Source organism: Streptomyces sp. NPDC042259, from assembly GCF_055582085.1.
The window spans coordinates 21,417-34,572 of sequence record NZ_JBVJDW010000003.1 but is presented as its reverse complement, the minus strand read 5'-3'; the positions used below and the strand labels follow the sequence as shown (position 1 = coordinate 34,572).

The following is a 13,156-nucleotide window of genomic DNA, read 5'->3' as shown; positions in this document are numbered from 1 at the left end:
GCTAGATGGCCATGCCGCTCCGCCAGACCATCCGGGTCGGGACCTACCTTTTTGAACAGAAGCTCCGGAAGCGGGAGAAGTTCCCGCTGATCGTGGAACTCGAGCCGCTTTTCGCCTGCAACCTCAAGTGCGAGGGCTGCGGGAAGATCCAGCACCCGGCCGGGGTGCTCAAGCAGCGGATGCCGGTCGCCCAGGCCGTGGGCGCGGTGCTGGAATCCGGCGCGCCCATGGTGTCCATCGCGGGCGGCGAACCCCTGATGCACCCGCAGATCCACGAGATCGTGCGCCAGCTGGTGGAGCGGAGGAAATACATTTTCCTCTGCACCAACGCCATGCTGATGCGCAAGAAGATGGACAACTTCACGCCCTCGCCCTATTTCGCGTTCGCGGTGCACATCGACGGGCTGCGCGAGCGGCACGACGAGTCCGTCGCCAAGGAGGGCGTCTTCGACGAGGCGGTGGAGGCGATCAAGGAGGCCAAGCGGCGCGGCTTCCGGGTCACCACCAATTCCACCTTCTTCAACACCGACACCCCCCAGACCATCATCGAGGTACTCAACTACCTCAATGACGACCTCCAGGTCGACGAGATGATGATCTCGCCCGCCTACGCCTACGAGAAGGCCCCCGACCAGGAGCACTTCCTCGGCGTCGAGCAGACCCGCGAGCTGTTCAGGAAGGCATTCTCGGGCGGCAACCGGGGCCGGTGGCGGCTCAACCACAGCCCGCTCTTCCTCGACTTCCTCGAGGGCAAGGCGGACTTCCCGTGCACCGCGTGGGCCATCCCCAACTACTCCCTCTTCGGCTGGCAGCGCCCCTGCTATCTGATGAGCGACGGGTATGTGCCGACCTACCGGGAGCTGATCGAGGACACCGACTGGGAGAAGTACGGGCGGGGCAAGGACCCGCGCTGCGCCAACTGCATGGCGCACTGCGGCTACGAACCCACGGCCGTGCTGGCCACCATGGGCTCCCTGAAGGAGTCGCTGCGCGCCGCCCGCGAGACCATCTCCTCGAACCGGAACTGAGCCCCGCGGGGGCCGGCGTACCGGCCCGGCCGTTCGCGACCCGCCGCCCCGCGCGGCGGGTCCCGTCCGGCGCCCCCGACGTCACCGCCGGCCGGGAAGGCGAGCACGAGAGCGAAAGAAGAAAGCGTAAGGACGAGCACGAAAGACGAAAAGGGGCTCGCGTGTCGTTGTTGGAGAACATCCGCGGTCCGCGCGATCTGAAGACTCTCGCCGCGGCGGACCTGCCCGAACTGGCCGAGGAGATCCGGCACTTCCTGATTCACGCGGTCGCCAGGACCGGCGGCCATCTCGGCCCGAACCTCGGCGTGGTGGAGCTCTCCATAGCCCTGCACCGCGCCTTCGACTCGCCCGCCGACCGCATCCTGTGGGACACCGGGCACCAGAGCTACGTGCACAAGCTGCTCACCGGGCGGCAGGACTTCTCCAAGCTGCGCGGCAAGGGCGGCCTCTCGGGCTACCCCTCCCGCGAGGAGTCCGAACACGACGTCATCGAGAACAGCCACGCCTCCACGGTCCTGGGCTGGGCCGACGGGCTCGCCAAGGCCAACCAGGTGCTCGGGCGCTGGAACCGCCATGTCGTCGCCGTCATCGGCGACGGCGCGCTGACCGGCGGCATGGCCTGGGAGGCGCTGAACAACATCGCCGCCGCCAAGGACCGCCCGCTGATCATCGTCGTCAACGACAACGAACGCTCCTACGCGCCCACCATCGGCGGCCTCGCCCACCACCTCGCCGGACTGCGCACCACCGACGGTTACGAGCGCGCCCTGTCCTGGGGCAAGGACGTCCTCCAACGGCTGCCGCTGCTCGGCACACCGCTCTACGAATCGCTGCACGGCGCCAAGAAGGGGTTCAAGGACGCCTTCGCACCCCAGGGCATGTTCGAGGACCTGGGCCTGAAGTACGTCGGCCCGATCGACGGACACGACATCGGGGCCGTCGAGGAGGCGCTGCGCCGGGCGAAGCGTTTCCACGGTCCCGTGCTCGTGCACTGCCGGACGGAGAAAGGGCGCGGCTACCGGCCCGCCCTGGAGGACGAGGCGGACCGTTTCCACACCGTCGGCGTGATGAACCCGCTGACCTGCGAGCCGCTCGTCGCGGCCGGCGGCCAGACCTGGACCTCGGTGTTCGGCGACGAGATGCTGCGGATCGGCGCCGAACGGCCCGACGTGGTGGCGATCACCGCGGCCATGCTGCACCCCGTGGGGCTGACACGGTTCGCGGCCGCCTACCCCGACCGGGTCTGGGACGTGGGCATCGCCGAGCAGCACGCGGCGACCTCGGCGGCCGGGCTGGCCACGGGCGGGCTGCACCCGGTCTTCGCGGTGTACGCGACGTTCCTCAACCGCGCCTTCGACCAGGTGCTGATGGACGTGGCCCTGCACAAGTGCGGAGTGACGTTCGTGCTGGACCGGGCCGGGGTCACCGGCACCGACGGGCCCAGTCACAACGGCATGTGGGACATGTCGGTCCTCCAGGTCGTGCCCGGACTGCGGATCGCCGCCCCGCGCGACGCCGACCAGCTGCGCGCCCAGCTCCGGGAGGCCGTCGACGTCACGGACGCCCCGACCGTCGTGCGGTTCCCCAAGGAGACCGTCGGCCCGGCCCTGCCCGCCGTGGCCCGCGTCGGCGGCATGGACGTGCTGAGCGCCCCGGAGACCGCCCACCCCGACGTGCTGCTGATCGCGGTCGGCGTCATGGCCCGGGTCGCCCTCGACGCCGCCGGACTGCTCGCCGCGCGCGGCACCGCCTGCACCGTCGTCGACCCCCGCTGGGTCAAACCGGTCGACGAGGCGCTGCCCGCGCTCGCCGCGCGGCACCGCGTCGTCGCCGTCGTCGAGGACAACAGCCGTACCGGCGGCGTCGGCTCGGCGATCGCCCAGGCGCTGCGGGACGCGGACATCGACCTGCCGGTGTGGACCTTCGGCATCCCCGAACAGTTCCTGCCGCACGCCAAGCGCGGCGAGGTGCTGGCGGACCTGGGGCTGACCCCCGCCGAGATCGCCGGCCGGATCAGCGCCGCGGCGGCCCGCCGGACGGCCGCCCCGGCCACCAAGGAGGAGGACGCATGACGGACGGCCCCCGCGGCTTCGACCTCGCCCGGCTCCTGGCGGAGCGCGGCGGGGAGGGCTACGACCTGCACACCCGGTACCTCAACCACCAGCTCCCGCGCATGCTGCGCACCATCGGCTTCGACAAGGTCTACGAACGGGCCGAGGGCGCCTACTTCTGGGACGCGGACGGTCAGGACTACCTCGACATGCTCGCGGGCTTCGGGGTGATGGGCCTGGGCCGGCACCACCCCGTCGTACGCAAGGCACTGCACGACGTCCTCGACGCCTCCCTCGCCGACCTCACCCGCTTCGACTGCCAGCCGCTGCCCGGCCTCCTCGCCGAACGGCTGCTGTCCCACGCACCGCATCTGGACCGGGTCTTCTTCGGCAACAGCGGCACCGAGGCCGTCGAGACGGCGCTGAAGTTCGCCCGCTACGCCACCGGCAGACCGAGGATCCTGTACTGCGCGCACGCCTTCCACGGGCTGACCGCCGGTTCCCTGTCCGTCAACGGCGAGGACGGCTTCCGCGACGGCTTCGCCCCCTTGCTGCCCGACACGGCCGTCCCGCTCGGTGACCTCGACGCCCTGGAACGCGAACTCAAGCGCGGCGACGTGGCGGGCTTCGTGGTCGAGCCGATCCAGGGCAAGGGTGTCCTCCAGCCGCCCGCCGGGTTCCTGCGGGCCGCCCAGGAGCTGCTGCGCCGGCACAAGGCCCTGCTGATCGCCGACGAGGTGCAGACCGGCATCGGGCGGACCGGCGCGTTCTTCGCCTACCAGCACGAGACGGGGCTCGAACCGGACCTGGTGTGCGTGGCCAAGGCGCTCTCCGGCGGCTATGTGCCGGTCGGCGCCACCCTCGGCAGGGACTGGATCTTCAAGAAGGTCTATTCGTCCATGGACCGGGTGCTGGTCCACTCGGCGAGCTTCGGGTCCAACGCGCAGGCGATGGCGGCCGGGCTCGCGGTGCTCGCCGTGATGGAGGACGAAGACGTGGTGGCCAACGCCCGGCGGACCGGTGATCTGCTGCGCACCCGGCTGGCGGCGCTCGTCGACAAGTACGAGTTGCTGCACGAGGTGCGCGGCCGCGGCCTGATGATCGGCATCGAGTTCGGCCGGCCCAAGTCGCTGGGACTGCGGAGCCGTTGGGCGATGCTGCAGACCGCGCGGAAGGGACTGTTCGCGCAGATGGTGGTGGTGCCGCTGCTCCAGCGGCACCGGATCCTGACCCAGGTCTCCGGTGACCGGCTGGAGGTCATCAAGCTGATCCCGCCGCTGATCATCGGCGAGAAGGAGGTGGACCGGTTCGTGGACGCCTTCACGGCCGTCATGGACGATGCCCACGGGGGTGGCGGGCTGATGTGGGACTTCGGCCGGACCCTGGTGAAGCAGGCGGTCGCCGGCCGCTGACGGCCGCGGGGGAGCGGCCCCCGCGACCGCGAAGCGGGCCGGCCGGGTCAGTCGGTGAGGAGCCGTTCCCGCAGCCGCTCGCGCGTCGCCGTGGTGACGCCGAGGCCCTCGGCGAGATAGCGCTCGGTGGTGCCCCACGTCTCCTCGATGGCCGTGAACGCGGCGGCCAGGTACTCCGCCCGGGCCTCGAACAGCGGTGAGAGCAGCTCCATGACCTCGGGGGACGTACCGCCGGGCGCGCCCTCGCCCCGGCGTACCCGGTAGCGGCGGTGCGGCGCGTTCGACTCCAGGTAGTCCGCCTCGATGGTCGCGCGCGAGGCGCCGAGGGCGAGCAGGGTCACCGCGATGGACAGCCCCGCCCGGTCCTTGCCGGCGGCACAGTGCATGAGCGCGGGCACGCTGTCCTCGGCGAGGGCGTGCAGCACCCGGCTGTGGTCGGCGGTGCGGGTGGTGATGATCTCGCGGTAGGTATCGGACATCCGGCCGGCGGCCCGGCCCTCGGCCAGGATGGACCGCAGCAGATCCAGGTCCCCGTCGCGCACCATCCGCCAGAACTCGGTGCCGTCCGCCGGGTCGGTCAGCGGGATGTTCACGTTCCGCACCCCGGTGAGGGCGACGTCCTCACCCTCCAGCGCGATGTCGGCGGCGTTGCGGAAGTCGAAGACGGTGTGCAGCCCCAGGGAGTCGAGGAAGCGCGCGTCCGCCTCGGTCGCGTGGGCGAGATGACCGCTGCGGAAGAGGACGCCGGGGCGTACCCGCCGTCCGTCGGCGACCGGCAGCCCACCGAGATCACGGAAGTTGCGCACCCCCGCCAGCTCCGGCTCGGTCGACGGGATCTGCGGCGTCTGCGTCACGGGCGCTCTCCTCTGGTCCGGCTGTCGACGCTGCTCGTCGACGAAGCGGCCCAACGACCTTACGACACCCTTTTCACGGTGTGATCGGCTCGTACGGGAGCCGTGCCCGCGTATTCCGGTTGAGCCGACTTTGTCGGGGTGGGATACATCACGGCACGTCAACCCTTGGTTACGGTGGCGTAAGTCACTCGGTGAGGTGAAGTATGTGCTGACGTGGCAGACGATTCGAATTCATTCAGCAAGGGCGCGATCGGGTCGTACGCAGCCGTCGGGGACAGCTTCACCGAAGGCGTCGGCGACCCTGGGCCGAACGACACCTTCATCGGCTGGGCCGACCGACTGGCCGTACTCCTCTCCGACCAGCAGGCGGAGCACTCCTTCCGATACGCCAACCTCGCGGTCCGCGGCAGACTCCTCGACCAGATCGTGGAGGAGCAGATCCCCCGGGCGAAGGAGCTGGCGCCGGACCTGGTCACCTTCTGCGCCGGTGGCAACGACATCCTGCGGCCGGGCAGCGATCCCGACGACGTGGCCGAGCGCTACGAGGCGGCCGTCGCCGAGCTGACCGCTTCCGTCGGCACGGTCCTGCTGTGCACCGGCTTCGACACCCGTGGCATCCCGGTCCTGCGCCATCTGCGGGGGAAGATCGCGACGTACACCGCGCACGTGCGGGCCATCGCCGACCGGCACGACTGCCCGGTCCTCGACCTGTGGTCGCTGCGCTCGGTCCAGGACCGGCGGGCGTGGAGCGACGACCGGCTGCACCTCTCGGCGGACGGTCACACGCGCGTCGCCCTGCGGGCCGCCCAGGTGCTCGGGCTCCGGGTGCCGGCCGACCCCGACCAGGCCTGGCCGGAAGAAGGGCACCGCTCGCCCGCCGAGGTGCGCCGCGACAACATCCACTGGGCGCGCGAGCACCTCGTGCCGTGGATCGGCCGCCGGCTGCGCGGGGAGTCCTCGGGGGACCACGTGGAGCCCAAGCGGCCGGACTTGCTGCCGCTGTAACCACCGCACCCCGGTTCGTGGTCCCCGGTGAAAGGGCTCGTACGGAAAGACAGGCCCGTACGGGCTCGGCGGAGGATCCGTCAGTGCGGGATCCGACGGTGCGACAGGTCGGCCCAGACGACACGGCCACGGCCGCTGTCGTCGGGCCGCACCCCCCAGGCCTCGGACACCGCGCCGACCAGCAGGAGGCCGCGTCCGCTCTCCTCGTCCGCCCCGCTGCACCGCGCGCGGGGCTCGGTGGGGGTGTGCCCCTGGTCGGCGATCTCTATGCGCAGCCGCGCGCCGCTGATCCGCAGCTGACAGCTGACGTTGTCGCTGTCGGTGTGCCGCACGGCGTTGGTGAAGAGCTCCGACACCACCAATTGGGCGTCGTCGCAGGCCACTTCGTCTATGCCCCATTCCCGTAGCCGCGCGAGGACTCGTCTTCGCGCCTCCGCCACCGAGGTGTTGAGGGCCGGGAAATGGAAGGCGTCTTGCAGACGCTCGGCGATGGAACTGCCGCAGCGCCCGAGCAGGGGGGCGTCATGGGAGGGGACCACTCCGCAACTATGTGCGATGCGCCTCGGGTGTGGCAAGGTTCAATCTGCAAATTACAGAATCGCATGCACAGTCTGTCGGCTCCACAGGTCGCGTGGCACACTGCTGGCATATGACAGCAGTTGGAGGGGGTGGACAGTGGCGGACGCGCGCGGTGTAGGCGCCCCGACCGTTCTGCGAGTCGTGCTCGGCAAGCGGCTGCAGGATCTCAGGGAGAAGGCCGGGCTCTCCTTCGAGCAGGCGGGCCGCGCCCTCGACGTCACGCACGCCACCGTCCGGAGAATGGAGAAGGCCGAGGTCGGCCTGAAGATCCCGTACGTGGAGAAGCTGCTGGGCGTCTACGGCGTCACCGACCCGGCGGAGGTCGAAAGCTTCCTCACCCTCACCCGGGAAGCCAACCGCCCCGGCTGGTGGCACCGCTTCCGTGACGTCCTGCCGGAGTGGTTCAGCGCGTTCGTCAGCCTGGAGCAAGAGGCCAACCTCATCCGCGCCTACGAACCCCACTACGTGCCCGGCCTGTTGCAGACCGAGCAGTACGCCCGCGCCGTGCTCCGCGCCGGAATGCCCCACGCGCCCGAGGCCGACATCGACCGGGCCGTGGCCGTCCGCCGCGTACGCCAGAGCCTGCTCACCCGGGACCGGGCGCCACTGCTGTGGGTGGTGATGGACGAGACCGTGCTGCGCCGGCCGATCGGCGGGCCGGGTGTGATGCGCGAGCAGATCGCCCACCTCGTCGAGGCGACGGCACTGCCGAACGTACGACTGCAGATCATGCCGTTCGCCGCCGGGCCGCACCCGGCGATGTACGGACCGTTCCATATCTTCCGGTTCCCGCTTCCCGAGCTGCCGGACATCGCCTACGCGGAAAACCTCGTCGGGGCCTCCTACTTCGACCAGCGTGACGATGTCTCGGCCTTCCTGGAGGCGCTGGACCGGATGTGCGCGCAAGCCGCGCCGGCACAGACCACCGAGGCCTTCCTGGGTGGCATTCGTAAGGAGATCTGAACCATGGATCGCATCTACAACGGCATGCGGGCCACCGACCTCGGCACCGAGGGGTGGAGCAAGCCGTGGAGCGGCGGCAACGGAGGCAGCTGCGTCGAGGTCATGCGCCTGGGGGACGGCCGGGTGGCCGTCCGTCAGTCCACCGACCCGGCGGGCCCCGCTCTGATCTACACGCACCACGAGATGGAGACGTTCATCCGCGGCGCGAAGGCCGGCGAGGCCGATTTCCTGCTCGCCGGACCGAGCGTCAGCGGCGAGTGAGGCCGGCCCCGCCGACGGCGTCGGCGGGGCCGCACCGGCATCGAAGGCCATGCGTACCGAAGGGAACAACCGCGTGAGCGAGCAGGGTTTCACGGCCGACCAGATCGACACCAGCAGGCCGCACCCGGCCCGGATGTACGACTACTACCTCGACGGCTGGGACAACTACGAGGTCGACCGGCAGGCCGCCGAGCGCGTCATCGAGGCCCACCCCCAGGTCCGCCTCTCCGCCCGCGCGAACCGTGCCTTCCTGCGCCGGGCCGTGCGCGAGGTGGTGGGCGGCGGCATCCGCCAGATCATCGACGTCGGCACGGGCATACCCACCTCGCCCAACACCCACGAGGTGGCCCGGGAGGTGGCGCCGGACGTCAAGGTGGCCTACGTCGACAACGACCCCATCGTCGCCACCCACGCCGGGGCGAAGCTGACGAACGCGGGCGACGCCGGGTTCGCGCTCGGCGACGTCCGCGACCCCCGGGCGATCCTCGCCGACCCCGTGGTCCGCTCCCTCATCGACTTCGACCGGCCGGTGGCCCTGCTCCTCGTCGCCGTCCTGCACTTCGTCAAGGACGAGGAGGACCCGGCCGGCATCGTCGCCGCCTTCGCCGAGGCCCTGCCGTCCGGCAGCTGTCTCGTGCTCTCCCACGCCACCGGCGAACCCTACGAGGCGTACGAGGCGGGCCGCACGGACGAGACGGCCCGCGACGGCGTCCTCGACGTCTACAAGAACGCCACCGCCACCTTGAACCTGCGCGGCCGCGCCGAGATCGCCCCGCTCTTCGGCGACTTCACCCTCCTCGACCCCGGCCTGGTCCGGGTGCCGCTGTGGCGCCCGGACGGGCCGGTGCCGGGGCCCGAGGAGCTGAGCAACACGATCTTTTACGGGGGAGTCGGGCGGAAGTCCTAGGGGCTGCCCGGTGGGTCTTCGGCTGCCGACCGCTGTGCCGCCTGCGGCGGCGGGCGCCCTGCGGGCGCGTCCTCAAACGCCGGACGGGCTGCATTGGCTGAGCCCGGCCGAGTCAAGCCCGTCCGGCGATTGAGGACACCGCCGCGCAGCGCAGGTGCACCCGCCATGGTCTATGCCTCCGCGGGGACGTCACAGCTGTCCTTGAACCCCTGACTGGTCAGCCCAAGCGCAGCGTTGACGCGCGAGCGAAGGTTCTCGACCGCGATCATCGCGGTCAGCTCGACCAGCCCCTCCTCGCCGAGGCGCTGCCGCAGCCGTTCGGCCAGGTCGTCCCCGACCGTCGGCGGCGTCGCGGTCATCGCCTCGGCGTACTCCATGACGTCCCGTTCCAGCGGGGTGTAGACCTCGCTCTCCCGCCACCTGGGCACGTCGTGCAGCTTCCGGTGCGCCATGCCGTGCCTGCGGTTCTCCCAGTAGCCGAAGTCCACGCACCACGAGCAGCCGATGGCCGCCGCCGACGCCATCACCGCGAGGGCCTTCAGCCCGGGGTCGAGCTTCTTCCAACGGGCCACCGACAGTTCGAAGCGGGACGTGGTGATCAGCACCCGCCGGTGGTGGGCGTAGGCCGCCAGCGGTTCGAGGACCTTCCCGTACGTCCGCCGGGAGTACCACTCCACGAGGCGGACCAGCGGGGTGCGGGGCGGGTCGAGAGAGATGCGGGCCATGTCGGGTACCTCCGGTGATCGTCCTCGGCGGCCGCTGCCGCGGCCGCTCCGCCCATACGACGGACGAGCCGGTGCCGTTCGTGACATCCGGGAGGGGAACGCGCGAAAAAACTTCCGCCCGGGCGCCGAAGGACCCCGGCCTACGCTGGAGGACATGCACGACGAGCTGTTCCCCCGCCCCGCCACCGAGATCGCCCCGGGCGCCGTGCACGTCCCCGGCTGGCTGGACGAAGCCGCGCAGCGGCGTCTGCTGGCCGACTGCCGGGAATGGGCGAAGCCTCCGGCTGGCCTGCGAACCGTGCGGATGCCGAGCGGTGGCGAGATGTCCGTACGGTCGTTCTGCCTGGGCTGGCACTGGTACCCCTACGGCTACGCCCGTACCGTCGTCGACGGCGACGGCGCACCCGTCAAACCCTTCCCGGCCCGGCTCGGCGAGCTGGCCCGCGCGGCGGTGACGCGCGCCTACGGGCAGCGGGCGACGGTGCCGGAGTACGACATCGCGCTCGTGAACTTCTACGCGGCGGGCGCGCACATGGGCCTGCACCGGGACGGCGACGAGAAGTCCGGCGCACCGGTCGTCTCGCTCAGCCTGGGCGACACCTGCGTCTTCCGGTTCGGGCACCCGGGCGGCCGGGGCCGCCCCTGGAACGACGTCGAGCTGCGCAGCGGTGATCTCTTCGTCTTCGGCGGCCCCTCCCGGCTCGCCTACCACGGCGTCCCCCGCACCCGGCCGGGCACCGCGCCACCCGGGCTGGGCCTGACCGGACGGCTCAACATCACCTTGCGCGTCAGCGGGCTGTGAACGCACCCCCGGCGGCAAGCGTGCGGCGCGGAAAACGACGTGCGCTCCGGGCGCCGAACCTGCACAGTGGATTCCCGGCCGGTACGGACGCCGCCGTCCGGGCCCGCATGTCAACGGGGGTGGGCCCGGGCGGTGACGTCCCGGTGTCCGCGCAGCTCAGCGGCCCGGCGCGTGGGATTGATCACCATGTGCTCCGGCCGCTCGGGCAGATAATGGGAGTGACCCGCCCTCCCCCGTGGCCCGCACGGCACGGGGGCGCCCCCATCGCCCTGGAGGTGCCGTGACCGGCTCCCGACCGCACCGCTCACCGCTCGCCTCGCTGCGCCCGGCCGCCTTCGGGGCGGATCCGTCCGGGGAGCGGATGGCACGCATCCGGCGATCGCCGCACTTCGCCGACGGCCGGTTCGTCAATCCGGTGGGTGCCGACCTGACGCCGTCCGGCTCCATGCTGAAGTTCTTGCCCACCTACTTCCGCAAGGGCGAGCGCGTCCGCAGAGCCCCCGCCGGGACCGTGCCCGTGCACCCCACGACCATCGCCGACCTCGCGGAACCCGCCGACTCCGGGCTGCGCGTCACCTGGATGGGCCACTCCAGCGTGCTCGCCGAGATCGACGGCCGCCGACTGCTGTTCGATCCGGTGTGGGGCGAGCGCTGCTCGCCGTTCGATTTCGCGGGCCCCAAGCGCCTGCATCCGGTGCCGGTGCCGCTGACCGAGGTCGGCCCGGTGGACGCGGTGATCATCTCGCACGACCACTACGACCACCTGGACCTGCCGACGGTCAAGGCCCTGGCCCGGGCCGGTACGCGCTTCGTCGTACCGCTCGGCGTCGGCGCCCACCTCGAACACTGGGGGGTGCCCGCCGCCCAGGTGACCGAACTCGACTGGCACGAGTCGACTCAGGTAGTCGAGGGCCTCACCCTCACCGCCACTCCCGCGCGCCACTTCTGCGGCCGGGGGCTGCGCAACACCCAGCACACCCTGTGGGCCTCCTGGGTGGTCACCGGCCCCGAGCACCGCGTCTTCCACAGCGGTGACACCGGCTACTTCCCGGGTTTCGCGGAGATCGGCGCCCAGTACGGGCCCTTCGACGTCACGATGGTGCAGATCGGCGCGTACAGCGAATTCTGGCCGGACATCCACATGACCCCCGAGGAGGGCATGCGCGCCCATCTCGACCTGCAGGGCGGCGCGCCCCGCGGCATCATGCTGCCGATCCACTGGGGGACCTTCAACCTCGCACCGCACCCCTGGGAGGAGCCCGCGGAAGGGACGCTCGCCGCGGCGCGCCGAGTCGGCGCGGTGGTGGCCACCCCCCGCCCCGGGCAGCCGTTCGAGCCCGCCGCCGGGCTGCGGGTCGATCCGTGGTGGCGCGCGGTCGCGGTACCTCCCGCGGGCGGTTGGGCCGACGTCGCGGACGGCGCCGAGAGCGGTGCCGAGGACGACGCCGAGGTCATCCTGCAGGCGTAGCGGGCCGCGCGGGCGTGTGGCGGGTTTTCACCAGGATGCGCACGATCCCCTTGTGGTGTGCGCGGACGGGCCGCTTCAATGACGCCGATGGTTAGGAAAGCTTCCTAACAGCTGATCGGGAACGGAGTCCCGCATGCCCGCGCGCACCTCGAAGAGGATCCCTGTGTCCGGCCGTCTCGCCCTCGTCGGGCTGGCCGCCGCGATCCCCACCGCCCTCATGCTCACCGGGGTCGACCAGGCGTCCGCCACCGCGACCTCCCCCGCCTCCGCCCCCGCTCCCCGGGCCACCCTCCACACCCTGGCGGCGGGCACCGACCTCAACGACCCGTACAAGAAGGACATGGCCATGCGGCTGGTGTCGAGCGCGGAGAACTCCTCGCTCGACTGGCGCGCCCAGTTCACCTACATCGAGGACATAGACGACGGCCGCGGCTACACCGCCGGCATCATCGGCTTCTGTTCCGGCACCGGCGACATGCTCGACCTCGTCGAGCGGTACACCAAGCAGAAGCCCGACAACCCGCTCGCCAAGTACCTCCCCGCCCTGCGCAAGGTCAACGGCAGCGACTCGCACGCCGGCCTCGGCAAGCCCTTCGAGGACGCCTGGAAGAAGGCCGCCCAGCACAAGGCCTTCCAGGACGCCCAGGAAGCCGAGCGCGACCGCGTCTACTTCGACCCGGCGGTCAAGCAGGCCAAGGCCGACGGCCTGCGCGCACTCGGCCAGTTCGCCTACTACGACGCGATCGTCATGCACGGCCCCGGCAGCGGCAAGGACAGCTTCGGCGGCATCCGCAAGGCCGCACTGGCCAAGGCCAAGACCCCGGCGCAGGGCGGCGACGAGAAGACCTACCTGAACGCCTTCCTCGACGCCCGCAAGAAGGCCATGCAGCGCGAGGAGGCGCACAGCGACACCAGCCGCGTCGACACCGCCCAGCGCGTCTTCCTCAACAACGGCAACTTCGACCTCAAGCCGCCGCTGAAGTGGAAGGTCTACGGCGACTCGTACGAGATCAACGAGTAACCGGCGCCCACCGCGTAATCGGCGCTCACCGAGCAACCGGCGGCACCGCGCACCCTCCACCGAGGGTGCGCGGGCGGCCG

At 71.1% G+C, this 13,156-nt stretch carries 13 protein-coding genes; 10 read left to right on the top strand and 3 right to left on the bottom strand.

Annotation, left to right across the window (positions count from 1 at the left end; genetic code table 11):
- The first annotated feature begins 5 nt into the window (after window positions 1-5).
- The 3 genes from hpnH (at window position 6) to ACZ6MA_RS09230 (ending at window position 4,491) form a co-directional block, all read left to right on the top strand.
- The gene (gene hpnH / locus ACZ6MA_RS09240) at window positions 6-1,028 is read left to right on the top strand and encodes an adenosyl-hopene transferase HpnH (RefSeq protein ID WP_469432350.1); all 1,023 of its coding nucleotides are present in this window, start codon (window positions 6-8) and stop codon (window positions 1,026-1,028) included.
- A gap of 161 nt (window positions 1,029-1,189) precedes the next feature.
- Complete coding sequence (dxs, locus tag ACZ6MA_RS09235; protein WP_469432349.1) at window positions 1,190-3,100, top strand: 1-deoxy-D-xylulose-5-phosphate synthase; 1,911 nt, start codon at window positions 1,190-1,192, stop codon at window positions 3,098-3,100.
- Window positions 3,097-4,491, top strand: a complete 1,395-nt coding sequence (locus ACZ6MA_RS09230) for an aspartate aminotransferase family protein (RefSeq protein WP_469432348.1) — start codon at window positions 3,097-3,099, stop codon at window positions 4,489-4,491. Before dxs ends, ACZ6MA_RS09230 begins: the two co-directional genes overlap by 4 nt.
- Before the next feature lie 47 nt (window positions 4,492-4,538).
- On the opposite strand, the gene ACZ6MA_RS09225 is transcribed toward ACZ6MA_RS09230, so the two are convergent.
- Window positions 4,539-5,345, bottom strand: coding sequence for a tyrosine-protein phosphatase (locus ACZ6MA_RS09225; RefSeq protein WP_469432347.1), 807 nt, complete (start codon window positions 5,343-5,345; stop codon window positions 4,539-4,541).
- Window positions 5,346-5,558: 213 nt separating this feature from the next.
- On the opposite strand from ACZ6MA_RS09225, the gene ACZ6MA_RS09220 reads away from it, so the two are divergent.
- Window positions 5,559-6,350, top strand: a complete 792-nt coding sequence (locus tag ACZ6MA_RS09220) for an SGNH/GDSL hydrolase family protein (RefSeq protein ID WP_469432346.1) — start codon at window positions 5,559-5,561, stop codon at window positions 6,348-6,350.
- Between the two features lie 80 nt (window positions 6,351-6,430).
- Here ACZ6MA_RS09220 and ACZ6MA_RS09215 read toward each other — a convergent pair whose 3' ends face one another.
- A complete protein-coding gene (locus ACZ6MA_RS09215) occupies window positions 6,431-6,889 on the bottom strand; it encodes an ATP-binding protein (RefSeq protein WP_469432344.1) in 459 nt (152 codons plus the stop codon).
- Window positions 6,890-7,025: 136 nt separating this feature from the next.
- On the opposite strand from ACZ6MA_RS09215, the gene ACZ6MA_RS09210 reads away from it, so the two are divergent.
- The 3 genes from ACZ6MA_RS09210 to ACZ6MA_RS09200 are packed head-to-tail and all read left to right on the top strand — an operon-like array spanning window position 7,026 to window position 9,060.
- Window positions 7,026-7,892, top strand: coding sequence for a helix-turn-helix domain-containing protein (locus tag ACZ6MA_RS09210; RefSeq protein WP_469432343.1), 867 nt, complete (start codon window positions 7,026-7,028; stop codon window positions 7,890-7,892).
- Between the two features lie 3 nt (window positions 7,893-7,895).
- On the top strand, window positions 7,896-8,153 hold the full coding sequence (locus tag ACZ6MA_RS09205; RefSeq protein WP_130881367.1) for a DUF397 domain-containing protein: 258 nt from the start codon (window positions 7,896-7,898) through the stop codon (window positions 8,151-8,153).
- 49 nt (window positions 8,154-8,202) lie between these two features.
- Window positions 8,203-9,060 carry an SAM-dependent methyltransferase gene (locus ACZ6MA_RS09200; protein ID WP_469432341.1) on the top strand — a complete coding sequence of 286 codons (858 nt, stop codon included), beginning with the start codon at window positions 8,203-8,205 and terminating at the stop codon, window positions 9,058-9,060.
- Window positions 9,061-9,230: 170 nt separating this feature from the next.
- Here the strand turns inward: ACZ6MA_RS09200 and ACZ6MA_RS09195 are convergent, their stop codons facing one another.
- Window positions 9,231-9,785 (bottom strand): carboxymuconolactone decarboxylase family protein, encoded by a 555-nt coding sequence (locus tag ACZ6MA_RS09195; RefSeq protein WP_469432340.1) that lies wholly within the window; start codon window positions 9,783-9,785, stop codon window positions 9,231-9,233.
- Window positions 9,786-9,939: 154 nt separating this feature from the next.
- On the opposite strand from ACZ6MA_RS09195, the gene ACZ6MA_RS09190 reads away from it, so the two are divergent.
- The 3 genes from ACZ6MA_RS09190 (at window position 9,940) to ACZ6MA_RS09180 (ending at window position 13,076) form a co-directional block, all read left to right on the top strand.
- A complete protein-coding gene (locus tag ACZ6MA_RS09190; protein WP_469432338.1) occupies window positions 9,940-10,587 on the top strand; it encodes an alpha-ketoglutarate-dependent dioxygenase AlkB family protein in 648 nt (215 codons plus the stop codon).
- Between the two features lie 280 nt (window positions 10,588-10,867).
- Window positions 10,868-12,055, top strand: coding sequence for an MBL fold metallo-hydrolase (locus ACZ6MA_RS09185; protein WP_469432337.1), 1,188 nt, complete (start codon window positions 10,868-10,870; stop codon window positions 12,053-12,055).
- Window positions 12,056-12,188: 133 nt separating this feature from the next.
- Complete coding sequence (locus ACZ6MA_RS09180; RefSeq protein ID WP_469432335.1) at window positions 12,189-13,076, top strand: chitosanase; 888 nt, start codon at window positions 12,189-12,191, stop codon at window positions 13,074-13,076.
- Window positions 13,077-13,156: the final 80 nt, after the last annotated feature.